This window comes from Rhodococcus shunpengi (assembly GCF_048381395.1).
Taxonomy (GTDB): Bacteria; Actinomycetota; Actinomycetes; order Mycobacteriales; family Mycobacteriaceae; genus Rhodococcus.
In genome coordinates, this window is record NZ_JBLWIU010000035.1 from 27,264 (window position 1) to 52,439 (window position 25,176).

At 62.3% G+C, this 25,176-nt stretch carries 20 protein-coding genes and 1 pseudogene; 9 read left to right on the forward strand and 12 right to left on the reverse strand.

Going from position 1 to position 25,176, the window contains the following annotated elements; genetic code table 11:
• Positions 1-128: 128 nt before the first annotated feature.
• Positions 129-1,325, reverse strand: coding sequence for a hypothetical protein (locus tag ACNJ7K_RS24000; RefSeq protein WP_138998923.1), 1,197 nt, complete (start codon positions 1,323-1,325; stop codon positions 129-131).
• Complete coding sequence (locus tag ACNJ7K_RS24005; protein WP_138998941.1) at positions 1,322-1,696, reverse strand: PEP-utilizing enzyme; 375 nt, start codon at positions 1,694-1,696, stop codon at positions 1,322-1,324. The genes ACNJ7K_RS24000 and ACNJ7K_RS24005 overlap by 4 nt, the downstream gene beginning before the upstream one ends.
• Positions 1,697-2,083: 387 nt before the next feature.
• Between ACNJ7K_RS24005 and ACNJ7K_RS24010 the strand changes: the two genes are divergently transcribed.
• From ACNJ7K_RS24010 to ACNJ7K_RS24025, 4 genes and pseudogenes are all read left to right on the forward strand, one after another.
• Complete coding sequence (locus ACNJ7K_RS24010) at positions 2,084-3,682, forward strand: acyl-CoA synthetase (protein WP_138998924.1); 1,599 nt, start codon at positions 2,084-2,086, stop codon at positions 3,680-3,682.
• Between the two features lie 88 nt (positions 3,683-3,770).
• On the forward strand, positions 3,771-5,177 hold the full coding sequence (locus ACNJ7K_RS24015; protein ID WP_138998925.1) for a 4-hydroxyphenylacetate 3-hydroxylase N-terminal domain-containing protein: 1,407 nt from the start codon (positions 3,771-3,773) through the stop codon (positions 5,175-5,177).
• 60 nt (positions 5,178-5,237) lie between these two features.
• A pseudogene (locus tag ACNJ7K_RS24020) lies at positions 5,238-5,444 on the forward strand (phosphotransferase family protein); the annotation flags it as partial.
• A 54-nt stretch (positions 5,445-5,498) separates the two neighbouring features.
• A complete protein-coding gene (locus ACNJ7K_RS24025; protein ID WP_138998927.1) occupies positions 5,499-6,752 on the forward strand; it encodes an acyl-CoA dehydrogenase family protein in 1,254 nt (417 codons plus the stop codon).
• Positions 6,753-7,049: 297 nt separating this feature from the next.
• On the opposite strand, the gene ACNJ7K_RS24030 is transcribed toward ACNJ7K_RS24025, so the two are convergent.
• From ACNJ7K_RS24030 to ACNJ7K_RS24040, 3 genes are all read right to left on the reverse strand, one after another.
• Positions 7,050-7,412 carry a hypothetical protein gene (locus tag ACNJ7K_RS24030; protein ID WP_240794965.1) on the reverse strand — a complete coding sequence of 121 codons (363 nt, stop codon included), beginning with the start codon at positions 7,410-7,412 and terminating at the stop codon, positions 7,050-7,052.
• A 612-nt stretch (positions 7,413-8,024) separates the two neighbouring features.
• Positions 8,025-8,867, reverse strand: coding sequence for a serine hydrolase (locus ACNJ7K_RS24035; protein ID WP_240794966.1), 843 nt, complete (start codon positions 8,865-8,867; stop codon positions 8,025-8,027).
• A 55-nt stretch (positions 8,868-8,922) separates the two neighbouring features.
• Entirely contained in the window at positions 8,923-9,612 is a 690-nt protein-coding gene (locus ACNJ7K_RS24040) for a hypothetical protein (RefSeq protein ID WP_268655836.1), read from the reverse strand.
• Between the two features lie 383 nt (positions 9,613-9,995).
• Here ACNJ7K_RS24040 and ACNJ7K_RS24045 point away from each other — a divergent pair, with 383 nt between their 5' ends.
• On the forward strand, positions 9,996-10,652 hold the full coding sequence (locus ACNJ7K_RS24045; RefSeq protein WP_206022915.1) for a DUF2510 domain-containing protein: 657 nt from the start codon (positions 9,996-9,998) through the stop codon (positions 10,650-10,652).
• A gap of 406 nt (positions 10,653-11,058) precedes the next feature.
• Here the strand turns inward: ACNJ7K_RS24045 and ACNJ7K_RS24050 are convergent, their stop codons facing one another.
• A complete protein-coding gene (locus ACNJ7K_RS24050; RefSeq protein WP_487042299.1) occupies positions 11,059-11,337 on the reverse strand; it encodes a hypothetical protein in 279 nt (92 codons plus the stop codon).
• Positions 11,338-11,897: 560 nt separating this feature from the next.
• Here ACNJ7K_RS24050 and ACNJ7K_RS24055 point away from each other — a divergent pair.
• Positions 11,898-12,401, forward strand: coding sequence for a hypothetical protein (locus ACNJ7K_RS24055; RefSeq protein WP_139000140.1), 504 nt, complete (start codon positions 11,898-11,900; stop codon positions 12,399-12,401).
• A complete protein-coding gene (locus ACNJ7K_RS24060; RefSeq protein ID WP_268655834.1) occupies positions 12,385-12,591 on the forward strand; it encodes a hypothetical protein in 207 nt (68 codons plus the stop codon). The genes ACNJ7K_RS24055 and ACNJ7K_RS24060 overlap by 17 nt, the downstream gene beginning before the upstream one ends.
• 155 nt (positions 12,592-12,746) lie before the next feature.
• On the opposite strand, the gene ACNJ7K_RS24065 is transcribed toward ACNJ7K_RS24060, so the two are convergent.
• Positions 12,747-13,817 (reverse strand): Abi family protein, encoded by a 1,071-nt coding sequence (locus ACNJ7K_RS24065; protein ID WP_487042300.1) that lies wholly within the window; start codon positions 13,815-13,817, stop codon positions 12,747-12,749.
• 89 nt (positions 13,818-13,906) lie between these two features.
• On the reverse strand, positions 13,907-14,305 hold the full coding sequence (locus tag ACNJ7K_RS24070) for a hypothetical protein (RefSeq protein WP_487042301.1): 399 nt from the start codon (positions 14,303-14,305) through the stop codon (positions 13,907-13,909).
• A 1,629-nt stretch (positions 14,306-15,934) separates the two neighbouring features.
• Here ACNJ7K_RS24070 and ACNJ7K_RS24075 point away from each other — a divergent pair.
• On the forward strand, positions 15,935-18,025 hold the full coding sequence (locus tag ACNJ7K_RS24075) for a beta-glucosidase (RefSeq protein WP_487042302.1): 2,091 nt from the start codon (positions 15,935-15,937) through the stop codon (positions 18,023-18,025).
• A gap of 26 nt (positions 18,026-18,051) precedes the next feature.
• On the opposite strand, the gene ACNJ7K_RS24080 is transcribed toward ACNJ7K_RS24075, so the two are convergent.
• The gene (locus ACNJ7K_RS24080; RefSeq protein WP_487042303.1) at positions 18,052-18,267 is read right to left on the reverse strand and encodes a hypothetical protein; all 216 of its coding nucleotides are present in this window, start codon (positions 18,265-18,267) and stop codon (positions 18,052-18,054) included.
• A 122-nt stretch (positions 18,268-18,389) separates the two neighbouring features.
• Between ACNJ7K_RS24080 and ACNJ7K_RS24085 the strand changes: the two genes are divergently transcribed.
• Positions 18,390-19,187: a crotonase/enoyl-CoA hydratase family protein gene (locus ACNJ7K_RS24085; RefSeq protein WP_487042304.1), complete on the forward strand. Its 798-nt coding sequence runs from the start codon at positions 18,390-18,392 to the stop codon at positions 19,185-19,187.
• 1,021 nt (positions 19,188-20,208) lie between these two features.
• Here the strand turns inward: ACNJ7K_RS24085 and ACNJ7K_RS24090 are convergent.
• The 3 genes from ACNJ7K_RS24090 to ACNJ7K_RS24100 form a co-directional block, all read right to left on the reverse strand.
• The gene (locus ACNJ7K_RS24090) at positions 20,209-21,564 is read right to left on the reverse strand and encodes an MFS transporter (protein ID WP_487042305.1); all 1,356 of its coding nucleotides are present in this window, start codon (positions 21,562-21,564) and stop codon (positions 20,209-20,211) included.
• A gap of 812 nt (positions 21,565-22,376) precedes the next feature.
• Positions 22,377-24,146: an FAD-binding protein gene (locus ACNJ7K_RS24095; RefSeq protein WP_487042306.1), complete on the reverse strand. Its 1,770-nt coding sequence runs from the start codon at positions 24,144-24,146 to the stop codon at positions 22,377-22,379.
• 516 nt (positions 24,147-24,662) lie between these two features.
• Positions 24,663-25,172 (reverse strand): nuclear transport factor 2 family protein, encoded by a 510-nt coding sequence (locus ACNJ7K_RS24100; RefSeq protein WP_487042307.1) that lies wholly within the window; start codon positions 25,170-25,172, stop codon positions 24,663-24,665.
• Positions 25,173-25,176 lie beyond the last annotated feature (4 nt).

Genomic DNA, 25,176 nt, shown 5'->3' on the forward strand with positions numbered 1-25,176 from the left:
GATCCCTACCCCCGGTTGTCGGGGCCGGTGCGCGCCCTCCACCCGAGAGCGTGGTGCTCAGAGGCGCGTCGGCTCGGTCGTGAGCGGGACGGCAGCTATAGGGATCAACGCCACGCGAGACTCGGCCATCAACCTCCCAGCGGGCGGAAGCAGCTATCACGATCACCCGGCACGAACACGCCGCCGATCATGTTCAACGCCAGATCCGGGTCGCTGAACTGCTGGAAGGACTCAGCGATGCGGGGTGTGACGCTCCAGTCGATGTCGTCGTAGCACTCGGCGAGTCGGGCCCACGCTTTGAGCTTCCACGCGTACATCTGGGTTGCATACAGGTTGCGCTGTTGCGGATCAGTGTTTGCCAGCCGCTCATACAAAGCACGGTGGGCCTTACGAACAGCCTTCGTTGCAGCCTCGATTTCGTCCAGGTCCAGAGGCCGGAGAGTGCCATCGTCCGTCGTGAACACACGGGTTTCGAGAATGTCGCCCTGATAATCGCTCGGTGTGAACCAGGCTGTACCCCAGACGTTGTTGTCCATCTGCACCGTGCTCGGCAGGCGATAGGCGATGACGAAGTGATGGTACGGCAGCGACTCCCTGATTCCGTCGAGCCAAGGGAAGTCGCCTTCACCATCAGCGCAGGTTTCACGTAAGGCGAGGAACGTTCCGTCCTCGAGGACGTACGGTCCCGTGTCGCACACAGCCATTCGTGCATCACAGTTCTCGAGGAATGCATACGCGGTCAGGCGTGCTCCGAACTTGCGGATCGCTGTCTTGGTGGGACCGTCGGCAGGGACCAATGCCGCGCGAATCTCGGAGAGTAGTCGGTCGTCGACGACGTGAGAGCTGTTCGCGGGCTCGGCATCCATGTTGAACAGTGCACCGTCCGTGCGCATCGCGATGGTCGCCTCGCGCCAGAAACGGAGAACCTCCAGCTGGTCCTCGAGTCCGTCGGCCAGCGTGTTCTCACCGAGGTCCACGAACAGCTCGCGGCCGGTCAGATAGTGCAACGGAGTGGCCGTCAGATTGATGAAGCTCCGTTTGGAGCCGATTGGCAGAGCTTTCCGGACCAGTTCGGCCGGCGTCGCGTGCTTGCGGATCGTCCGGATGCGCTCGGGTACACGCAGATAGTCCTCCATCATCGACATGATGATGTAGGTGTTCATTCCGAACAGTTCCGATTCGAACACCGTGCGAGCGGAAAGTTCGGACTTGTATGCAACACCAGCCTTGTGCACCAGCCAATTCCACTCGTCGAGTGTCGGCTCGTAGGCGGGGTCCGTGTAGAGGAGATCCAGATTCGCCGGAGTGGTCAACTGTGCGGTCATGCCGACACCTCGGCCGCCAGAGCGATACGCGCCGTCTCCGAATCGGACAGATCAAGCACGATGACATCGCCGTCGGAGACTGACTCGACGAGGTCTGCCGCCAGCACACACGGCACGTCGGATTCGCGGCACAAGATCGCCAGATGCGATTCGCGGCTGCCCGCGGTACAGACGATGCCCTTCAGATCCGGCAGAATCGGCGACAAGAAGGTCATGCCGCCCTTGTTGACGAACGCGATTGTGTCTTCGAGGTCGTCGTCATCGATCGACAGCACGTCCGACGTGTCGTTGAACCACCGAGCCACGCCTCGGACCGTCCCGGCGGTGAAGAGATTGGTTCCTGTTCCGACTTCAGCGAGATTTTCGTTCATTGCTGCTCCGTTTCCGCCCTTGGAGGGCGCGGGTGAATCGGGGTACGCAGATGTACGCGCTGACGGAACCATATGAACTCATCCGGGTGTGATCCAGTCCACTTAGGGGGACACTGCCGCTCCACATCACACTTCCGTGGCGGATGACAGGGGTCAGGATGTGTCACCCGTAAGTACAGATACATAGCCGCAGTGACTCTTTCGGTACACGAGCGGGTGAGCTGGATCTTTCACCCCGAAACCAAAGCCTGGTCCCGATCCGTAGTGACCACGTAGTTGGACGGTATCGGCTTCCCCGCCTGCACAGGCACAGTTCACCCACGAGTCGCGCCGCGAGACGGAGACCACCACCGACTCCGACGCACACCTGAACAAAGAGGTCCACACATGCAGTTCGACAGCGCCTACTCCCCCGTCGTGTCCCAGGCACGCACACAATCCATCGGCGACCTTCCACGCCGATCCGCAGCACGCTTCCCGGACAAACTCGCGATCGTGCACCGCGAGATTCGGTTGACGTTCACGCAGCTCGATGCCGTGATCGACCGTGTCGCAGCCGCGCTACACGATGCCGGCCTACGCCGCGGCGACCGCCTGGCCGTGCTGTCGCACAACTGCTGGCAGCTCCCGGTCCTCAACTTCGCGACAGCGCGTCTCGGGATCGTCTTCGTCCCGGTCAACTTCATGCTCACCGGACCGGAGATCGCCTACATTCTCGACGACTGTCGAGCCGACGCCTTCGTGGTCGAAGATTCCCTCACCCCCATTGCCGGTCAGGCCCTCGCCGAGTCCGCGGGAACTGTCCGGATCAAAGTAGGTATCGAACTGTCCGATTCCCCACTGCCGGAAGGGTGGACACCGATATCGGAGTGGACGGACTTTCGCGGCAAGGCAGCGCCGCACGTGTCGGTCAGTGACGATGACGTCATCCGGATCATGTACACCTCAGGCACGGAGTCCCGTCCGAAAGGCGCACTGCTCACCAGCCGCTCGTTGATGTGGCAGTACGTCAGCTGCATCGTCACCGGCGGAATGGAGACCGGAGACAAGGAAGTCCATGCTCTTCCGCTCTATCATTGCGCTCAGTTGGACAACTTCCTCAGCACGGATATCTATCTCGGGGCCACCAGTGTCATCCTCGACAGACCAGACCCGGAGTTGTTGCTACACACTATTGAAGAAGAACAGATCACCAATCTGTTCTGCCCTCCGACCGTATGGATCGGACTGCTGCATTCGCCGAACTTCGACACCACCGATCTTCGGTCACTGCGCAAGGGTTACTACGGCGCCTCCGCCCTCCCCGTCGAGATCCTGCACGAGATGAACCGTCGACTACCCGGAATCCGACTGTGGAACTTCTACGGCCAAACCGAGATGGCTTCCTTGGCAACCGCATTAGGACCGGAAGACCAAATTCGCAAAGCCGGATCCGCCGGGCGGCCGGCGTTGAACGTAGAAACCCGCATCGTCGACGACCAGGACCGACCCCTGCCCGCAAGAGAAATCGGGGAGATCGTACACCGCAGTCCGCATGCCACAGTCGGCTATCTCGGCCAACCCAAAAAGACTGCAGAAGCGTTCACTGGGGGATGGTTCCACTCCGGTGACCTCGGCTACCTCGACGACGAAGGCTATCTCTGGGTCGTGGACCGCAAGAAGGACATGATCAAGACGGGCGGTGAGAATGTTGCCACCCGAGAAGTCGAAGAGGTCATCTACACCCTCGACGGCGTGGAGGAAGTAGCAGTCTTCGCCGTTCCTCATCCTCGCTGGATCGAAGCCGTCGCCGCAGCCGTAGTCGTCGCAGCCTCCGAAATCGATGAGACCACCGTTGTCGAGCACTGCCGGAAGACTCTGGCCGGCTACAAGGTCCCGAAACACGTCGTGATCGTCGACAGCCTTCCGAAGAACCCCAGCGGCAAAATTCTCAAGCGCCGATTGCGCGAGCAATTCTCCAGCGAGCTATCCATCGCCCGCACCTAGCGCCGGAAAACCCCGCCGCATTACCGCTTCGCACCGCCACCTCGAAACCACACCACGGTGGATAAACCTTTTCACTCAGGAGAATTTCATGACTATTCGCTCATCTGACGCGTACCGGAAGGCTCTGTCGGACGACCGACGTGTCTTCTACCGCGGCGCGCAGGTCGCCGACGTTACGGCACACCCGGAACTGGCCTTGGCGGTCGAGCACTCGGCGATCTGCTTCGACATCGCCGCCGACCGTCCCGACCTGGCGGTCACCGAGGTCGACGGCGAGACGGTCAGTACCTTCTACGTCGCCCCCGCCACCGCAGAGGATCTCGTGCGACGTGGCACCCTGATCGAAGAAGTCTCCCGACGCGGCGGCGGCACCATCGTGCTCAAGGAGGTCGGCAGCGACGCACTGTTCGCGCTGCTGCGCGCCACCGAAGGCGAAGGACTCGACAACGCCCGCGCCTTCTACCAGCGCGTGTGCCGCGACGACCTGGCTCTAGCCGTCGCGCAGACCGACGTCAAAGGCAACCGCACCCTGGGACCGAGCGAGCAGGCGGATCCGGACCTGTACCTGCACATCGTCGACGAAGACGACGAGTCCATCACCGTCCGCGGCGCCAAGACCCACACCTCGTTCTCGGCCAACGCCGACGAGTTGATCGTGCTGCCCACCCGCGCGATGGGCCCGGACGACGCGGACTACGCTGTGTCCTTCGCCATCCCCATCGACACCCCCGGGCTCGAGCTGTACGTCTCACCCTATGCGGCCGGCGAGCGCAACAGCTTCGAGTTCCCCCTCTCGACCCGGCACAAGCTGCTCGAGTCGTTGACCGTCTTCGACAATGTCCGCGTCCCCAAGGACCGCGTGTTCCTCAACCGCCGACCCGAACTAGCCGGACCTTTGGCGCTCGCGTTCGTCGACTACCACCGCTTCACCGCCATCAACTACAAACTTCCCCTGCTCGACATCATCATCGGAGCAGCGACACTCATCGCCGAAGCCAACGGCATCAACAAAGCCGGACACGTCAAGAGCAAACTCACAGAACTGATCACCTGGAGCGAAACCGTACGCGGACTCGCCGAACTGTCGGCGATCCGCTCGCGTCCCGGTGAGCACGGCGTGCAACAACCCGACCCACTCACGGTGAACATGGCCAAATACCACTTCGCTCACGGCTTCCACAACGCCACCGCAATCCTGACCGACCTGTCCGGCGGACTGCTCGCCACCGGTCCCGGCGGTGAAGACTGGGACAACCCGCAGATCCGCGCCGTGCTCGAAAAGTACTACGCCGCGGCGGTACCGGCCGAGCAGCGTCTACAGCTGCTGCACTTCATCGCCGATCTGACCGCGCGTGACTACGGCGGCTACCAGTCCGTCCTCGCCACCCACGCAGAAGGCTCTCTCGAAGCAGAAAAGCTCCAGATCGCTCGGTCCTTCGACGCCACCCGCGCCGCCGATTACGTTCGCACACTGGCCGGCATCGCTCACCTCTGACAAGAACACCCCTACGCCAGACGTTCCCACACGTGACCTCGTGCATGCCTACGCGAAAACCGAGGAATCGACGTGTCGGGCATGGATTGGTATGTGGCCTTCGCGGACTTCAAGATCGCAGTCATTCTCGAAAGCATCCACGCCCGCCATCTCCAGAGACCCACCGAGGGCGACGATTTCGACGACATCGGCGAGATGGTCGGCCCGCTCCTCGAACGCGCTCTCAAGCGAGCGGCCCGATCGTCGGTTCCGGATCTCTCCGGCTGATCGATTCGGCCACGATCCACCGCGCCACCGGGCACTCCACCACGAAGGACTCCCATGACTTCTCACCTCAACGCACTCGGACACACGCCGGTCGACCCGGCTGCCCTCGATCTTCGCCCCTCCGACAAGGCTCTGGAGCTTCGCGACAAGCTTGTCGACTTCATGCACAGCCACGTATTCCCCGCCGAACACGCATACGAGGAATACCGCCGACAGGCCGGACCCGACGACCACACCGTGCCGCCCGTCGTCGAGGAACTCAAGAAGGAGGCACGCGCGCGCGGACTGTGGAACCTCTTTCTCCCCGCAGAATCCGGCATCGGCCAGCTCGACTACGCCTCACTCGCCGAGGTGACCGGATGGAGCCTGCATCTGGCCCCCGAAGTCACCAACGGCCAGGCACCCGACACCGGGAACATGGAATTGCTCCATCTCTTCGGCACGGATGAACAGAAGAAGCAGTGGCTCGACCCGCTCCTCGACGGGAAGATCCGCTCGGCGTTCTCGATGACCGAGGTGAACGTCGCGAGTTCCGATGCCACCAACATCGAGACCCGCATCGAGCGCGACGGTGACCACTACGTCATCAACGGACGCAAGTGGTGGACCAGCGGTGCCGCCGACCCGCGGTGCACGATCCTGATCGTCATGGGCAAGACTGATCCCAGCGCCCCGCCGCACCGCCAGCAGTCCATGATCCTCGTCCCCGTCGACACCCCCGGGGTCACCGTGGTCCGCGACGTCCCGGTCTTCGGCCGTTACGACCAGCACGGACACTGCGAGGTCGTCTACGACGACGTCCGTGTCCCCGCCGAGAACCTGCTGGGAGAGGAAGGTGCCGGTTTCGCGGTCGCGCAGGCCCGTCTGGGCCCGGGACGCATCCATCACTGCATGCGCGCACTCGGCGCCTCCGAACGCGCTCTGGCGTTGATGACCACCCGCGCCCGAGCGCGCGTCGCCTTCGGCAAGCCGCTCGCCGAGCAAGGGGTGATCCAACAGCAGATCGCCGAATCCCGCATCGCGCTCGACCAGGCGCGTTTGCTGTGCCAGCTCGCCGCCAAGACGATCGACGAGCACGGCAACAAGGCGGCAGCACCATATGTGTCCGCAGCGAAGGTGGCGGTCCCCCGCGTCGCTCTCGAGGTCATCGATCGTGCCATCCAGGTGCACGGTGGTGCCGGGGTCAGCGACGATGTGCCGCTCGCTGCGATGTACGGCTGGCACCGAGCGATGCGGATTTTCGACGGCCCCGACGAAGTGCACGTCCGCACGATCGCCAAGACCGAGCTCCGCAAGCACTGGGAGTAGCTAACCTCGATAAACACCGATCCCGACGTCGGCAAGCCACCCAGTAGCGCTTGTCTGCGCCATGGACCACGGATGCATTCTCTATCGCAGCGCCCTTCTCGCTGGCGGCACAATGCCCGCGGGATACCGACGCATACGACTCTCACATCACGGCGAGGGATCAACGCTGTCGATATCCCGGCACCGCGAGTGCACCCAGCCTTACAGCCCACTCGACTAGTCTGTCGCAGCACGTCTCCGCATCGCCGCGACGATGTGAATCGGCTGGAAACGACCGACGCTCTACGAACTGTGCTGTCAGTAGCCTGCCTGCGCGCACGTCTGCGGATCGATCCAACCTTCTTCACACCCGTTCCGCATTTGAGTTTCTCCGCTGGTGGGCGCTTCGCCGCAGGCGGTGCCACAACGCTCGTAGCCGCTGACGACGCCGTCTCCATTGCGATCTTGGCTCGGATCGTATGGATACCCCGAATCCCCGGACGACGGCGCTGGCGCAGGTTTGGCGCACGCGGGATCGGTCGTCGAGTAACTACCATCCGTGTAGACCGCGACACCGCCGTAGTCGCAGTACTGCAGAACCGGCTCGGCCGGTCGGGTGTCGCAGCTGGCTTCGTAGCCGATGGTGCCGTCCGAGTACAAAGCGGTGCCATAGTCGTACATCGTCGGATCACCGCACTCGAATGTGACCGGTGCTGGAGCGGGCGCCACGGCAGGCTCCGATGAGGGAGCTGGAGGCGGCACCGCACTGGGAGTCATTGTGGTTGACATCGACGGGGAGGTGGGGGCGGGAGTCGAAGACGTTGCAGTCGTTTCCGACGGATCTTGTGTGTCGCCGTTGTCGCTGGCACAGCCACCCACTGCGAGAACGCAGGTGAACAGGACCGCCAACAACGCGTGGGTCTTGGCCATGATGAAGATCTCCGGTCGAGTAGGACAGTCGACGACCTCACCGTGCTCTTCAGCAGGACGACCACGCAGACTGACTATGACTGGACTATCGCACCGGGCCACCCAGGCGTTTCAACGCCAACGACATCGTGCACGCACGTGAAGAGCAACAACGTCACCTGGATCTCCCGTCCGACGAGCGCTTCGAGTTCGTCTTCCCTATGAACTTCGTCGAACCGTAGGTCGAGCCACCACGGGCGGGAGCAAAGGAGGCAGCGTCACCCACGATCAGAAGCGCGACAGTATCGTCCACGCACCTGAACGCCGAGTTCCCCGCGGCAGTCAGGCTCGCCGCTCACGGATCTATTGGGGTGCGTCCGGAAGTCAGCACACAGTACCGACATTCAAGGCCGCAAGGCGCGGCGCAAGCCAGGTAGCGACCTGGTCGAGCACCGCAATGCCGTCCTCGAATGTCCCTGAATCGGGCGCGACCGCGACGGACACAGCAACCTGACCCGACGCGGTATCAACGACGCCGAACTGCCGAACCAGATACCCACCGGATTCGTCCGGTCCCCAACCGCCCTTGAAATGAGCCCCGGGGAGCCGTCCCAGACCCCAGGACTGATCAGGCGAAATTTGCCCCATCAAAGAGAGCACCGCCGCTGCGTCGTCGCGGCAGGGCATCGCTGCAGCGAACTGTGCCTGATCGACCAACGGCCACACGGTCTGCCCGAACGCGGTGTATCCGGGACGGACAACCTCCGGTTGCACCATCGTGGTGACATCCCCGTAGCCCGCCAGAACCTGTTGCACCGCGGTAGCCGCTGCAACCCCGGACCCCAGCGAGTCCCACATCGCCTGAGCAGCAGAATTATCCGAGACAGTAAGCGCCGCAGTCGCATTGTCGACTTGAGTGGGATCAGACGCCAACGCCGCCATAGCCAACGGCACCTTGATCGTCGACCACGCCACGTCACTCATGTAGTCACCCCCGGTCAGCGCCTGCCCACCACCGACAGGAACGATCGCCAACCCCACGCGCGCGGCCAGTTGCTGAGCGAAGGCGCCGAACTGGTCGAGGCCACCCACCGCTGCCCCAGCAGCATCGGGGGATGCTGCTGGAGCAGGGACGGCAGGTGCGGTGATCGTCTCGATGACGACCACATCCGGTTCGTTCTGGGTGGGTGAACTGCAACCGCCCAGAGCGATTCCGGCGAGCGTCACGAGTGCAGTTGTCCATCGCGATGCGCGGCGAACCGGACGTGAAGGGCTGCTCATATCAGTAGAGGTACACCACAGCGTCGTTGCCGCCGGTGCACGTGACGACCGCGCTGCCCGAGCACGTCATGGTGTACGTACGGCCGGTGACAGGACTGTAGGCGTCGATCGACACCGTTCCGTTGCGCACGCCTTGCCGCAGGTAGGCGGCGCGCACCTCCTCGGCGAACTCGCAGGAGGTCACTGTGCTCCCCACAGCGGACGTCCCGAAACTCGAGCTACCGAACACGCTCGCGCACGGTGTCGAATAGGAGGGGACGCTTTCCGCCGGCGCAGGTCCGCCACCTTGTGCCGGGGCGGGGCCGGCACCGGGTGCCGGAACGACAACGGTCGAGGTCGACGTCGAGGGGCCGGCTGCGGAGTCGTCGTTGACGATCTGCGGCCACAGCCAGATGTAGCCGACGAGACCGAGTACCACGACGGCCAGGAGCGCCACCACGACCCACACGGCCGCATTGGAGTTCCGCGCCGGCGGTGCAGGGATGGGGTAACCCGTCGGAGGCGGGTAGCTCGGAGGCGGCATCTGAGCAGGCTGCTGCGGTACCGGCTGCGGCTGCTGGGTGGGCATATGGGGCGGAGGCGGCGGGGCATCGTTGATACGCGGATACTGAGCGGTCGGCTGGTCGTCATTTCCGTACGAGCCGTATGCGTTGTCGTCCCGGTTCGAGCCCCATTGCGGCGGCTGTGTCATCGAGCGTGATGACCTTTCTCTGCGCCAACCCACTCCACATGGGCCGATTGATCGGACAGGTGGCGCCGGGACTTCTCTGCACCGCAGAGACTTATCGACACCTTCACGGACGTGTCTGTGCTGGTTCATCCCGGCCGCCGCGCCCGACTCGCAGCTACTTGCAGTATCAACGATGGCCCGCGGAGTCCACAGACCGGCCCTGCCCTCGCACAAACGTTGTCCGCATAGCTATATCCGTCAGCTCTCCAGCCCTGTTACACCGACTGCGACGACAAACACGAGTGCACACTCTCAATGCCCGTTACGTCCGGTTACAGGAGTAACGCAGCAGGTACTGATGCTCGATTCACGAGTGCAGAATCAAGAGAAAGTACCGATGCCCGATGAGCACTTCCCCCGGTTGGTATCCCGATCCCGCCACCCCAGCGCAACTCCGGTGGTGGGACGGGCAGAACTGGACCGAGACGACCACCCCGGCGCCCGCTCCAGCAGCTCCCGCACAGGCCGACCCACTCGCCACCGCGATGAGCATCCCCACCCACACTGATCCACTCGCGACCGCTCAGGCGTTCGCGCCTCCCCTGGGCCAGACCGCCGGCAGCGGACCGGCGCAGTTCACGACCTCAACGCCCGCCACCAACTACTTGCCCAATCTCATCGCAGCCATCGCCGCCAGCGTCGGGATCATCATTGGCAGCATCGGACCGTGGGCATCGTTTATGGCGTTCTCAAAGAACGGCATCGATGGCGATGGTGGCATCACCCTGGCACTGGGCATCGTCGCCGCCATCGCGTTGTTCTCTATCCTCGCCCGCGGAGGCAAGTCCCGCATCGGTGATCGCTGGCTCGGTGTCATAGCCGGCGTCATCTGCCTGGTGATCTCCCTCGTGGACATCATGGACGTCAGTTCGATGAGCACCGAAGTCTTCGACCGGACAGTCGGAGTACAGATCGGATGGGGCCTGTGGCTGACCGCACTGTCCTCAGCCGCGCTATGCCTCACCGGATTGACCGTCGCCAGGCAAACCCGCAGAAAGTAAGCCTCTCCGATTACACGGCGGAAAGGAAACAGGAGTCCGCACCAATCGGTGGCAGAAGGCGAGGACGGACTGTTTGAGACCAAACACATCGCGCGCATATGGCTGGTAGCCCCGACTGCCGCACCCTGACCAAAGTCAAAGCACACTAGCGACCGCAACCGATCGAGCCAGACAGACCGTCCCACACAGTCGTCTGCCCATGCTTATGCCCTCATGGCGGGATCCATCGTTGACGGTGTCGGCGACAGACGGGCGCGGGGTGGTTCACGCGAGGGCCACAGTAGGTGAGGTCGCTGTCGTTGTTAACCTCGATGATCTTGCGACGTACGCCGGTCACAACCGGCGGGGACAAACTCCGGACCGCAGCTTTCCGAGTCGGTAATCACTCACATCGATCGGAGATCAATCACAGCACGTATAGCCGACTCACCGCATCCCATGCAGATCGGAGCGCGGCATCGACGTGTGCCAGTGCTGCTCGCGCATCACGAATCTCCGCAGCCACGACCGCCGCTAGTTCGTCCGCGTCTGCACTGTCCCCGGACTCGGCGACGCGCAGACCGTGTCGTGCATCCGGCCACTCATCCACCTCAGCACGTAATTGCAGAAGCCGGTTGCGGAGGAGGACCACCGTCTCCTCGACTTCCCGGGCATGGCGCTGGTAGCTACTTGCGGGATCAGGCACCGCACGGTCCTTTCTGTCACGCCGCACGACGCGTCACGGCGATCCTTCATCATGGGCGGACGTGTGCGGGCCGGTCATCCGGATGCGTCAGATTCAGGTAGTCGACTACGCATCCGTCCTGAGCGCAGCAGGGTCACTCTTGGGTACGGGCCGGGACGAATCCGGTCCCATCAGGTCAAGGAGCAGAAGACAAATAATCCATTAGACAAATAATCCATTTCCCGAAGAGACGATGCTCGAGCCAGCGCAGAAACACGCTCAAAGCGTTGGCAGAGAACTGTTCTGCTACAACGCCATCACCGGACACTGAGCTACCAGCCACCGGCATTGCTATCGCAACCGCGTGCGTGTTCGGCTCTGCTGTCGACGTTCCACCACGGAGGTCGCGGCGCAGGCCCCCGACAACATGGACGAAATCTGTGCTCGGCGATGCTGCGCATAGTCGGGGTGAGCCCCGCCGAGGCGAAGGACATCGCAACGCGCCCTACCGGAATTCCCTGACAGACGCGAATAGCGGCCAGGACAGCGATCTGAGCAAGAAGGCCGAGGTAAGGGGTGAAATGGCGGTCTTCAACCGCACGACCCGACTGCGTGATCCGAGCGTGCAGCGGCTGGCACCACGCGGACCGACACGCCCGACCCAACCGCTGGAGCCGCAGCGCCGCGAGTACCGGCTCAGCATCGTGGTTGCGAGCATGGCCATTGCCGGCACTCTCCTCGGTTCCGTCAGCGCGGGAGTGTTCAACCTTGTCAACTCATCAGAACAAGCAGAAGCCGCTATTACCCAGTCGAACAACGAGTTCTGGAAGGCCCAGCGCCAGCAGGTCTACACGGATTTTCTCGTCGTGGCCGACCAAGTATCGCAATTCGCGGGACAACTGTCTCAGGCACTCAATCCTGAAATCCCGCTCAATGCCGAACAGCGCGAGGCCGCCATCATGGCAGCCACGCAACCTCTCACCGACCACACTGTCGATCTGTACGCCAAGCTTTCAGCCGTACAACTGCTGGGTTCCACCCCAAGTCGCCGAAGCTGCCGTTCAAGTCGTGGTGAAAGTCGCTGAGGCATCCAAAGTGATCCTTTACCTGACGAACGACCAGATGTACGACCTCAGCAACGTCGCCACAGCGGAAGTAGCGCGCTCCCAAGAAGAATTTGCCGCCCAAGCTCACGTTACATCGGAAGCCCGTGCCGGCTATCTCGAAGCAGTACAGACAGAACTCGGCATCCCTGGACTCAACACTCCGAAGTAGCTGTGCCCGATCACATCGACGGTCACGGGGATCAATGATCGCCTCGCCCAACAAGGAACAGCGTCATCGACGCGATTGCCGGCGCGTACGGACGCCGCACGCGACTAGGACCAGTCCTGTGGACCATCGAAGCCACAGAACGATCGCAGCGATGATCAACTCGGACCGGAAGTAGGCAGCCCTGCTCGACTCAGGTCATGATCGAAACGATCACGGCCCGGATCGATTGTCCGGCATGGACTCCAAAGATCGAGAGACTCCCACTCAAGCGGGACCCCCATCGAGCTGGTCGACAACACATGCGAGGTAGGGAACGTGTGCAACAGTGCTACGAGTCGCCGTTGCCACTGCGTCTCGGCATCGATCGACGCCAGGAGGTAGGCGATCACGGCGAGTGCGTTGTACGTACCGAAGATCCTTTTGGCGGTTTCCTCATGCCGGAGGTGGTCAAGGAGCGGCACACGCCCTATCTTGGGTCGCGCTGGTGCGTACTGGAGCTTTCGGTTGAACAGCCGAGCGTGGTGTGCTGCTACGTTCCGCACGTAGTTCAAGCTGGCGAGCCAACTGACCATGAGCTTCTTTGTCGGTACTCCGAACGCCAGAGCGATCTCTTCGGCGTCCTGCTGGCGCAGTCCTCTGTACAGGACTGAGAGCTGGCCCAGCTCGAGAATCTCGGTAAGCGCCCAGACCGGTATCCGGTCGTCATACTTCTCCCGGAAGTAGGCGACGAATCGCTCGTCGGAGTGTGCTCGCCGCTCATCAACTCGTTGAAGCCATGTCGTATAAGAGCTGGGTGTCGGCTTGCCGGTGACAGGATCGGTACCTTCACTCGTGAACGTTGCCGTGAAGTTGGCTGAGTCGATATGCGCGAAGGGTGAAGTGCGGCCGAGCACATAGCCGATCTGCATCCGTACCGCGACCTCGATACGTTCGAGGCCGTCCATCACGAGCATGCGCAGTTGCCGGTCGAAGTCGATGATCGACCGCGCATGGTCCAAGGTGGTGCCCGGTCTATAACCGCTGAGCACGCGCGTACGTGTGCGACCATCGCCACTCAAGTACGACTCGGACTTCCGAAACGGGTAGAGGTAGCCGGTGAGCCGGTAGTAGCCGACCGCCTTCAGAAGTGCAGCCGCACGGTCTCGGTCGCCCACCTCGACTCCGCTGCTCGCCAACTGCTCGGCCTGTTGCTCGAGAGATAGCCAGGGCTTCGTGTACTCCACCATGAGGTTCCTAAAATAGAAAATCAGCCCGCGCCTTGCGGCAACGGGCTGATCATGATGTGAACGATGCTAGCACACGGGCACCCGGAGGATCATTCGTAGCGACCCGCTGCCCGAGTCACCGCCGACACCGATACCGGCATGAGACCGTCGCCGCGGCCGACGCCACCTTCCACACCGCACTGCTCGCCCGGGGCTATCGACTTGTGACCGGCAACCGCTACCAGGCGCCCTCCGGTGACGACACTCCCCTGTCCGTAGACCCGTGGATTCCCGACATCGGCGGTCTCCGGCTCGAACGCATCGACAACGCCGCGTGCGGTTTCGATGCCATCCCCGGCCTGATTCAGGTTCAGGTGCGTGCACGGCTGACGACCGGCGAGACCGTGCGTTTCGAGGGGCCGGTGCCCGGCAATCGAGCAGGCGATGGTGCTCGAGGCACTCACCTGGCGCCACAGCCTCGCCACCAAGGACATCGCCGACTTGTGCACCCTGCTGACAATCACCCATCAACACCGAGACCGGCTGTCCGACTGAAAATTGCACTCTGCCCGCACAGGCGCTCGCAAAGACACAGCCCGAGCGCTGCACGAGCTGGTCACCATGCTCGACCGCGGTCAGCGCATCGACGGGATGGCCATCGCCCCGGCGCGTCTGTCCGGCCTCATCCGCCGCTACGTCGCCGACCCTCACGCGAGCCGACCACCTGCCGATAGCGGCACCGCTACGCGCGGCAGGTCGGTCGTGATGTCGGCGGGCAGGAGGCGTTGCTCTCCGCTCTGCGCGCCGCCGTGTCCGGTCACCCACACCACGCGAAGCCCGGCACACCGGCGGTAGTACAACCGCGGCCACCTGGGAGCCACCCGACCCCAGTCCCCAGTCCCCAGGCCGGGCCCGACCCGGAGCTGTGAGCCCAGGCATTCCTCGTTCGTGAAGAACCCCGGACCTTGCACGCTGTTTGATTGGCCGATCCACGATGCATGCGTGGCCTGCGACGTGTGCATGCATTTCACGCGCGGCACGCATGCGTGCCGACGCAGATTCATAAACTCCTGAATCCGAGCCACTGGCGCAGCTCACACGGTCAGGACCGCTACAGAATCCCCGCGGGAATAGGCTGACGTACGGTCGCGTTGCACTGGCCGGATCGGGTGCGTTTTCGTGTCCCCCGGGCTCAACCCTTTGCCTTCACGGAGTTCCGTTCGGCTGGAGCCGTGCTGCGCGCTTCGCCGAGAGGCGACCGAACGCATCCGATCCTTCTTCGTCTCCACCCGGTGTCCCGCCTGTGGCAGTACTGACCGCGCGCTTTCACCCGACTGATGCGGCACTGAAGCGACGAGTGCGCACCTCGCTCGCGCTTTCACCGTTGTCCCGGTAGCCGGCCGATAGCCGCTCTTTCGTCGACTCGGCGCTGGCACGTCACCACAGACCGCGTACATGCCCTTCAGTCCCGGGCTGCCTGGGCCCTCAATAGGTCAGGATGGTGTCGAGTTCGTCGGACAGATACGCCTCGACCTATCTCGTGAATGACCATCGGCTGGACGCACCGCATATCGGCATATCGGGATATCGGGATATCGGTCTGGAGGCAGTCCACCGCGCGGTGTGCCGACCTCAACTGCACCGACGACACGGTTCTGCAGTCATGGTCACAAATTTCTTGTGCCAGTAGCTCGCCGCTGTCGATGTCGTAGAACACCCGTGCGAACCGGCCGTCACGGTAGTCGACGTGCGGGCAGCCATACGCGGCCGCCCGGACACGGACCGTCTCCCGGGTCGCCGCCTCTGCTGCGTCGATGCGGTCGAGTAACTGCAGATAACGCCTGATGAACGGATGCCCGGGGCGGGATTTCGGAGGACAATCAGTCCGTATCAGTTATCGACGCGCGGACGGACGACAACGATGACCATGCGCACCGTGCCGAGGCCCGCTCAGGGGTTGTGTACCGGAACAAACTCTCAGGTTGGTGCCCGTGGCTGCCGAAGGTACGGCCGAGGTGAGACGCCCCTGGCGGTGTCGGACGATCACCTGATGCGGAGGAGCCTCGGTTATGACGAAGCTGGGTGACAAGAGAGCCGACTCCACGGCGGACCGCCGAGCGCGTGAGGCGGAGGAACACATGACCGATGAGGAGCGGTTCTCATTGCTCATCAGTGTCCTCGGGGCTGTACCGGGGAGTACGGCTGCGGGTACGCGGGATCCGCGTATACCGGAAGAGGTCACGAACATGAGCGCGGGTTATACGCCAGGTGTGCCTCGTCTGGGGATCCCGGCGATTCAGAGCAGCGATGCCAGCATGGGTGTGACCAATCCGGGTTATCGGCCGGATGATAAGGGCGCGACGGCATTCCCGTCGTTGATTGCGCTGGGGTCGAGTTTCAACCCGCAGCTGGTGCGCGAGGGTGGCGAGGCAATCGGCCGTGAGGCGCGGGTGCGGGGGTTCAATGTCCAGCTCGCCGGTGGCTGCAATCTGGCACGCGACCCGCGCAACGGCCGCAATTTCGAATACTTCTCCGAAGATCCCTACCTGAGCGCGATTCTCGCCGCCGAGCAGGTCAACGGTATCCAGAGCCAGCAGGTCGTCTCGACGCTGAAGCACTACTCGCTCAACTGCAACGAGACCAACCGCCACTGGCTCGATGCGCTCATCGAGCCCGATGCGCATCGCGAATCGGACCTGTTGACATTCCAGATCGCGATCGAACGCTCACAACCCGGCGCGATCATGAGTGGCTACAACAAGATCAACGGCCAGTACGCCGGCGGCAACCACCACCTGCTCAACGAGGTACTCAAAGGCGCCTGGAACTACCCGGGGTATGTGATGTCCGACTGGGGAGCCACCCTGGACTGGCAATTCGCGCTCAACGGCCTCGACCAAGAATCAGGCATCCAGGCGGACACGATGCTGTGGGGCAAACAGCCCTTCATCGACGAACTCAAAGATGCCTACGCCAACGGCAGGCTACCCGCCGAGCGGCTCTCGGACATGGTGCGCCGGATCTTGCGGTCGTTGTTCGCCGTGGGCGTCGACCGATGGGGCCCTGCTCCGCAGATCGACCTGGCCGAGCACAACCAGATCGCGCTGGAAGGGGCGCGGCAAGGCATCGTGCTGCTCAAGAACGACGGTGTGCTGCCGATCCCCACGGACAGGCCGCTCACGATCGCGGTCATCGGAGGTTACGCACAGCAAGGGGTGGTCAGCGGCACCGGCTCGGGGGCAGTGGCCCCGGTGGGTGGCTTTGCCGATGTGATCAAGATCGGTGGAGCGGGCGTCATGGGCAAACACCGCAACTTGTTCCTCCTCCCGCCCCCTCCCCTGCAGGAGCTGAAAAAAGCTTTACCCCAGGCACAGTTCGACTTCGACCCCGGGTACACCCCGGCAGAGGCAGCATTGACCGCGAAACGATCCGACCTCGTGATCGCCTTCGGGATTCGCGTCGAGGGCGAGGGATTCGACAACGCCGACCTCTCGCTGCCGTGGGGTCAGGACGCTGTCATCGACGCAGTAGCATCCGCCAACGCGAACACCATGGTGGTGCTGGAGACGGGAAACCCCGTGACCATGCCATGGTGTGACAAGGTGAAAGCAATCGTGCAGGCGTGGTACCCGGGACAGGCCGGCGGGCAGGCGATCGCCGAAGTGCTCACCGGCGCGGTCAACCCGTCCGGCCGGCTGCCGATCACCTTCCCGGCAGATCTCCAGCAGACACCCCGGCCGGACCTGCCAGGGCTCGGGACACCGTGGGGCACCGCGGTGACGATCGAATACAACGAGGGCGCCGAGATCGGTTACCGCTGGTTCGCCAAGACCGGAGCCACACCCATGTACGCCTTCGGCCATGGACTCAGCTACACCACCTTCGAGTACCGCGACCTCGACGTGACCGGCGGTGAGACGGTCACGGCGACGTTCACCGTCACCAACACAGGCGACCGCCCCGGCGTCGACGTACCCCAGCTGTACCTCACCGAAGCGGTCGGCGAACGGCGGCAGCGACTGCTCGGCTTCGAACGCCTCGAGCTACAACCCGGCGAATCACATCGAGTGCGACTGATTGCCGAGCCGCGACTACTCGCCCGCTTCGACGGTACTGCCAAAAAATGGCGCATTACCGAAGGGACATACAAAGTCGCGGTAGGTAAGTCCGCCCGCAGTTTCGACCTCACCGCCGAGACAACGTTGGCGAACGCACTGTTCGGCAACTGACCCCGCTGGGCGCGTGAACGTTCCGGTCACGGACAAGTCGTCAACCGTGCGATCGTCGACGGCACCAGTGTGCTCGCCTCCGGTGCGAGATTCCAGATGGCCTTGCCAAACTCCTGCAGGAAATACGGGTAGCCGCCGCTGGCGGTGACGAGCACGTCGAGCGCGTCGTCGGTGAAGTCACCTCCGTGTTGACGAACCGGGATCCTCAACGCATCGGCGGCGGCATCGACGCCAAACTGCATACTGCGATTCGCGGGGCACTACTTTGAACATCGGGTGATTTTATTGACCGGCTGCTCTACTGCATGCTACTTGTTTAACGATCGATCAGTAACACTTCCTTCGACATTATGGAGCCATACATATGACAAGCACCGAGGTGGATGCTCCCGCAGCGTTGTGGGAGCGGCGCGGCAACGTCGCGGTCATCACTCTGAACCGTCCGAAGGCACTGAACGCCGTCAACTCAGCCTTGTCGACCGCCGTGGGAACACTGCTGGAGAAAGCAGAAGCCGACGACGAGGTCCGTGTCATCGTGGTCACAGGCGCCGGCCGCGCATTCTGCGCCGGAGCCGATCTCAAAGCCCTTGCCGCCGGCCAGGACACCGCCGCCGAAGGCCACCCCGAGTGGGGCTTCGCCGGATACGTGCAGCATTGGGTGAGCAAGCCGACCATTGCTGCGGTCAATGGTTTCGCACTCGGCGGCGGCACCGAGCTGGTCCTTGCCAGCGACCTCGCCGTGGTGGACGAGGAAGCGAAGTTGGGACTGCCCGAGGTCAAACGAGGACTGTTCGCCGCGGCAGGCGGCGTGATCCGTCTGCAGCAGCAGATCCCTAAGAAGGTCGCCCTCGAGCTCGCCCTTACCGGCGAGCCGATCACCGCTGCCCAAGGCAAAGAGCTGGGACTGGTCAACCGCGTGGCGCCGGCCGGCACCGCGCTCGAGGTGGCACTCGAACTCGCCGAGCAGATCGCTGCGAACGCACCGATCTCGGTCCGGGAGTCGAAGGCGATGATTCATCGCACGGCCACCGGTGCCGACTGGGAGCAGGATGTGTGGGACGAGAATGCCGCAGCATTCTCGACCGTCTTTTCCAGCGAAGACGCCAAAGAAGGCCCCACTGCGTTCGCAGAAAAGCGTGCGCCGGTCTGGACAGGCCGCTGATTTTTTGATCTGCCGCACCACCGGCGGGCCATATTGCTATCCCCGCCGGTGGTGTCTTCGTCCTCGACGCACGCCTCCCGGATATCCCTCGAGTAGGAAGAGCGAGAGTCAAACCGGGACCGAGGTGGCGCGAGCGTCACTTCCTCCCACGAACACTTGTGGCGGTCGCGATAAACCGGGGGTCGGGCATGAGGTTGCACGCGGCATCGAAGGAGCTCGCGCGATCTCGTCGCGGTAGCTCAGGATTTGAAGGCCCAGCCCGCGGCCATGATGGAGGTGCTCGGGTTCACTACCGAGCGCGTGGATACCGGCAAGTCAGGTCGCCACGTCTGTGAGACGCGGATTCACGGCAGGTGAACTGCGCAGGCTGGAGTGTCTCGGTCAGTCTGTAGGTACTGCGCCGATTACGTTGCCTCTTCACCTCGATCTTTCCCACGGATGACGTGCCAGCCTGGGCCGTTCGGATCGGCTATGGAGACCTTTCGTCTCTATGAAACAGATACGTTCAGATCACGCGGGCGCCGGAGCGTGGTGCGCCGGTTTACGCCGACTACGAGGACATCGACCTCGGGAGCTACAGTGGCCAGACGCAGATGGACACTGCGGGCATGCCGGGCGACCCGGCCGCGATCGACAGCAACCTCAGCCTCGGCCGTCTCGATTCCCACCTGCGTGCCGCGACGTCGGCCAAAGGAGCCTCTGCATCCACGCCGCCAGCTCATTCCCTTCACCCCAAGAGGGGGACCTCTAACAACGTCGCAGTCTTCGCTTCACGCTGCGGACCGCATCTTCGCTTGCCCTTGCAGGGCTTTCGACGCTGCCCTCGCCCCCACTCCGTTCCAAGTGAAGCCGCCAGCCTGCTACTGGGCAATCTGACAGTTACCCGGACCGGACTTCTACCACAAGTGACGACTTGCTACGAACAATGAACCACCTCCTCAAAGCAACCTTCTGTTCTCCGGAACACACGAACGGTTTGAGGATGAAGCGATCGGTCAACGGGCTTTATTCGGTTGCCGGGCTACACTTCTGCCGACGCAGTCGGCCGCTCACCTGTCGGTCCGTATTCTTCGTCGTTCGTCGAACGATTGATTCGAGGCACCAGCAGAACCAGACCTGCCGTGAGTACGCCGACTACTGCGAATATGTAATACGCCCATTCGACCCCTAGCGATGACCCAACGATCAGACCTGTGAGGATCGGTCCACAGATACCACCTAGGCGACCCAACCCGAGGGATAACCCCAGCGCTGTGCCTCTTGCGCGATCCGGGTAGTAGACCCCAACGAAGCCTGAAACAGCTGTCTGCGATGAGGAGAAGAAACCGATCAGCAGAACAAGTACGAACACGATCGCCTGTGCCGGTTCCAACGTCAACAGGACCACTGCCGCGGCTCCCGCGACGAACCCGAGAGAGATCACCGGACGCGACCCGAATCGGTCAGCGAGACCGCTGATAACCACCATGCCCATTGCGTTGCCCAGGTTGAACCCGATGAGAAACGTTAATGCCGATCCGAGGTCATAGCCACTGGCGCGGAGAATCTGGGGGATCCATGTGCCCATCGCGTAGGCGACCAGGAGACCGCAGAAGCAAATAAGCGGAAAGAGCAGCGACGCGACTCGATACTGCGGTCCGAACATCAACCGCAGTGCCTGACTTCGGTCGCCGGATCCTCCGCCAGAATTTTTTGCCGGCGGGTTCTCCTCCACCTCCACCCCATAACGCATCTGTATCCGGCTAACCTCCTCGACCCGACCTGTCCGAGCAAGAAAAGCGATCGACTCGGGCAGGGTCTTGGCCGCGATCGCGAGCACGACGAGTCCAAGTCCGCCGCCAATGAGAAACAGCGGACGCCACCCGTAGGAGGGGATCACTACCATCGCGGCCAGCGCGATTAGGCAGCCGCCGAGCGTAAAGCCGGTTTGGACTACACCGTTGTAGAACTGGCGGCGATCTTTTCGAACATACTCCATAGTCAACGCGATGACGGTGGGCAGGGCACCGCCGAATCCGACGCCCGCAAGGAAACGGAACACCCCGAACAGAGTGGCGCTGGAGGCCAGCCCACCAAGTGTCGTGAAGAGGCTGAATAATACGACGCATGCGAGAATTACAGGTCTGCGCCCAACGGTGTCCGTGACGTAGCCGGCGACGATCGCGCCCACGAGCATGCCCAATAACGAGAGGCTGCCGATCAACCCGGCTGTGGCCGCGGTGATTCCCCACTCACCCTCCTCGAGGAGGGTAGGCAGAACCGCGCTGAACATGATCATGTCCAGCCCTTCCAATGTCGCGATGACCAGACAGGTAGCTATCACCGGTAGGATTCCGAACCGCGACCTTTCGGTATCAGTGGATGCGTTCAACTTCATAAAAGTCCTCCATCGTGAAACGCTGAGAATCAGGGGGTGACGGATGGAGTCGACGCGGATCTCCGCACCGACCGACGGTAACTCGGAATGTGAATCCAGATTAGATACATTGCACGACTGCGCCTTCAACGAGTGGCGCTGTGATCGGTCGACGTCGATTTCACGTCGACCGAGATGCACAGATCCACTGGGGAACCGTAGGTCACCAGCACATTGCAGGCACGATATTCTCGATCTACCAGCGTAGAATCACGTTGATCGCAGGGACCTGCGCTGATCGCGCCTTCTATGCTGCAAATACTTTCACGACGCGAAGAAGTCGCTGCCAGCGGATTCGAGAGCATCGAGGCCGAAGTCGCCGGACCCCTGAACGACAAGCTCACCGCTGCGTGCAGATCGCAACCCGTGCAGGCGACTTGGACAATACCTCAGTGACGGCCGCTAGTTCTTAGCGTTGCTCCGTGGGAGTCACCGTCCCTCTCAAACGAATGCTCCGCTGAGTGAAACGCCACTCGCCGTCGTTCCCTCGGACGAGATCGTCGTAGTCCATCGCGAGTCACTGTTGGCCTGTGCCGCTGTCGAACCATGCCAGGACATCGGTATGACGATTTATCGCCCGCGGAAAGTTGAGTGTGCGCAGGAGGCAGATGAGAGCATTCTCCTACCTCAGGGAATCGAGTCCGACTTCGCAGCACGTTGTGCAGGTAGCTTTCGATTCGATGTTGCCACTGATGTCGGCGAATCCCGCGCATCGGCGCCCGTTGGACACCACGGCCGATGACGACAGCTCACGCACCGGGGATGGAGACGACTCAAAGCCGTCTGGGACCGTCACCAATCGAATCTCTAGCACTGTCCCCACTGGACGTGTGGCGCGCGTCGGTCTCGCTCGTGCACTGTGCTGCATGTGCTGCAGCGAGGTAACCGAACACGATGCTGTTGGAGATGCTTCCGCCGGCGCTCATGTAGGTGCGTCCCATGATGGTGGCGGTCGTATTGCCGGTGGCGTAGAGACCGGTGATGGGTTCGTTGTCGGTCCCCAGAACCTGGGCATGCTCATCGGTTACCAGACCCCCGCAGGTACCGACATCGGCGGGTATCAACTCGATCGCGTAGAACGGTGCGTCTTCGATCGGGCCGAGCGTCGGGTTCGGCTTGTTGGCCGGGTCACCGTTGAGACGGTTGTACTCGGACTCTCCACGATGAAAGTCCGGATCGATGCCCTGTCTGGCATGGGCGTTGAACCGCTGCACCGTCGCTTCCAGTCCGTGAGGGTCGATGCCACAGGAACGAGCGAGATCCTCAAGAGTGGGAGCAGACTTTACGTATCCTGTCGCCAGCCATTCCTTCGGAAAACGTCCCAAGTGTCGCAGCGAGTGGGTGTGGTTGTACCGGCGTCGATAGCGGTCGTCGGTGATGAGCCAGGACGGTATGGCCCGAGCGGTCTTGTCGCGGGCGAACATTGCTTTGCCGACCTGCACCTTGGAGTTGGCCTCGTTCACGAAGCGCTGCCCGGATGCGTCGACCATTATCGTACGTGGACGGCACCGCGCGTTGTCCAAGGTCGAGATACCGCCCCCACCCATCGTGCGCGGGAGCCACCAGGCCTCGTCCATCAGGTCGGTCTGCGCACCGAGCCGCATAGCAGCTGCGAGCACCTCGCCGGTGTCGCCCCGGTTCGCGATTGTCCACTCACCCGGAGGGATCTGGTCGCCACCGTACATCTCGCGCATCTGCCGATTGTGCGCGAAGCCGCCTGCTGCGAGAAGCACGCCCTTACGGGCCTGGATGTACACATCCTTGCCGGCCCTTGTGGCGCGCACACCGACGACTCGGTCACCCTCCGTTACCAGATCGACGACTGCGGTGTCCGTCCAGATAGGGACGTCCCGGTCCAAGGTCGCCTCGAGCAAGTTGCCGATCAGTGCGGCTCCACCGCCGAGGAGAGTCTTCTTGCGTACGCGCGCGAGCTTGGTCCGCAGGAAGATACGCGCCGTCCGAACGAACGCAGGAACGGACCTATTGAAGTTCATCAGGGACAGAAGTTCGTAAGTTCCTGCAACGAAACCGATTCCTGCCGTGATCCCCGGTTGGATCTTGTGCTCCCATTCTCCGAGCCTGCCGGCGTCGAAGGGCGGACACTCGATCGATCGTCCCTCGGTTTTGCCGCCCTGGTAAGTGTCATAGTTGTCGGCCCAGCCGGGAGCAGGCACGAACTTCACGCCGTGCCGCTGCAGGAAGCCCACGATCCGGGGCCCCTCGGTCACAAATGCGTGCCGTCGAGCCGGCGACGAGCCCGGCCCGCCGTCACCGACCACGGAATCGAAATAGGCGAGCGCGTCCTGGTAAGAGTCGTCTGTGCCGTTCGCTCGCATCAGGGGGTTGTTCGGCATCCAGACCATGCCACCGGACATCGCGGTGGACCCACCGACCAACGATTGCTTCTCGATGACGAGCGTATCCAGACCCTCGTCCTCGGCTTTCAATGCAGCGACGAGCCCACCGCCACCGCTCCCGACACTCACAAAGTCGAATGAGACGTCCCATACTGTGCCATTCGTCGCCCCGGATTGATCGAACACTGATTTTCCTCCCGCAATACTTGAAGTTCCACTGACAGAGAGTGATCTCGTCAAGTCGATAAAGGGGACCAACTCGTTCCGTTATGAATCGATCGATTTTCGAACACGAGCCGGACTCATAATTTCAGCCTTGAATCTCGCGGCGCCAACTACAGGACTATTCGGCCGAACAGCGAAGGCGACTATAACCCCGTGCACGAACGGCCACAATTACAAGTCGAAGATCGATCTTGATTGAAGCACATATTTGTCGGTCTTAACGTTATAGTTCCGGCATCAACTGACCGCGGCGACCGGCCAGAGACGTCGAATTCCAGCTCGCCGAACTCGGGCACGTCAAGACCTTCAACCGGGCGGCGCTCACCCACCGCAAGCACCGGCCTCGACGAAGGGCGCGTCCACAGCTCGCCTGCGTGACTGCGCCCATGGAGCGGCATCGCGGAACGCACGCGCGACGATCTTCGCCCCCCCGGTACCTGACCGAGGGAATGCTACGGTCAGGTACCGTCGGCAAACTCACGGTCTGTGTAAGAAAACTTGATACGACGGATCTGACTGATCCCGAGTTCCACGTACTTCTGTTTGGACAGGAGATACTTCGCTCACGGAGTCAAAGTCGATCACCACATCGCGTCTGTCGATTCCCCACTTTTCTTCTCTGCGCGACCATGAGTCGATGTAACGCCCATAGACACGGATCTCACGTGGCCTCGCTGGGTCGCCAGTACGAAGAGTGGCTGTCACATAGGCCTCACTACCTGCTCGATCACCATCGATATCGATCAAGATGTTCGAAACTTGGTGAGAATGCGAGAGGAACTCACTATGGGCTTGACAGATGTAATCAATGACTCCCCGACCGTCTCCTTTGTAAACTCCCGGGCCATAGTCGACGTAGCTCTTCTCATGAAATACGCTGTGACCAAGTGGGACATCAAGCCGATCGACCGACCGACAATAGCGGTAGATCTGCTCCATGATAGCGATCTTATCGGCGACATCCGCAGTGAAACGCGTCGATTCCAATGTT

Excerpts from the sequence above, each read along its gene's own strand:
- ACNJ7K_RS24000 (WP_138998923.1), bottom strand. The coding sequence starts at position 1,325 with ATGACCGCACAGTTGACCACTCCGGCGAATCTGGATCTCCTCTACACG.
- ACNJ7K_RS24005 (WP_138998941.1), bottom strand. The coding sequence starts at position 1,696 with ATGAACGAAAATCTCGCTGAAGTCGGAACAGGAACCAATCTCTTCACC.
- ACNJ7K_RS24010 (WP_138998924.1), top strand. The coding sequence starts at position 2,084 with ATGCAGTTCGACAGCGCCTACTCCCCCGTCGTGTCCCAGGCACGCACA.
- ACNJ7K_RS24015 (WP_138998925.1), top strand. The coding sequence starts at position 3,771 with ATGACTATTCGCTCATCTGACGCGTACCGGAAGGCTCTGTCGGACGAC.
- ACNJ7K_RS24025 (WP_138998927.1), top strand. The coding sequence starts at position 5,499 with ATGACTTCTCACCTCAACGCACTCGGACACACGCCGGTCGACCCGGCT.
- ACNJ7K_RS24030 (WP_240794965.1), bottom strand. The coding sequence starts at position 7,412 with ATGTACGACTATGGCACCGCTTTGTACTCGGACGGCACCATCGGCTAC.
- ACNJ7K_RS24040 (WP_268655836.1), bottom strand. The coding sequence starts at position 9,612 with ATGACACAGCCGCCGCAATGGGGCTCGAACCGGGACGACAACGCATAC.
- ACNJ7K_RS24045 (WP_206022915.1), top strand. The coding sequence starts at position 9,996 with ATGAGCACTTCCCCCGGTTGGTATCCCGATCCCGCCACCCCAGCGCAA.
- ACNJ7K_RS24055 (WP_139000140.1), top strand. The coding sequence starts at position 11,898 with ATGGCGGTCTTCAACCGCACGACCCGACTGCGTGATCCGAGCGTGCAG.
- ACNJ7K_RS24065 (WP_487042300.1), bottom strand. The coding sequence starts at position 13,817 with ATGGTGGAGTACACGAAGCCCTGGCTATCTCTCGAGCAACAGGCCGAG.
- ACNJ7K_RS24075 (WP_487042302.1), top strand. The coding sequence starts at position 15,935 with ATGACCGATGAGGAGCGGTTCTCATTGCTCATCAGTGTCCTCGGGGCT.
- ACNJ7K_RS24080 (WP_487042303.1), bottom strand. The coding sequence starts at position 18,267 with ATGCAGTTTGGCGTCGATGCCGCCGCCGATGCGTTGAGGATCCCGGTT.
- ACNJ7K_RS24085 (WP_487042304.1), top strand. The coding sequence starts at position 18,390 with ATGACAAGCACCGAGGTGGATGCTCCCGCAGCGTTGTGGGAGCGGCGC.
- ACNJ7K_RS24090 (WP_487042305.1), bottom strand. The coding sequence starts at position 21,564 with ATGAAGTTGAACGCATCCACTGATACCGAAAGGTCGCGGTTCGGAATC.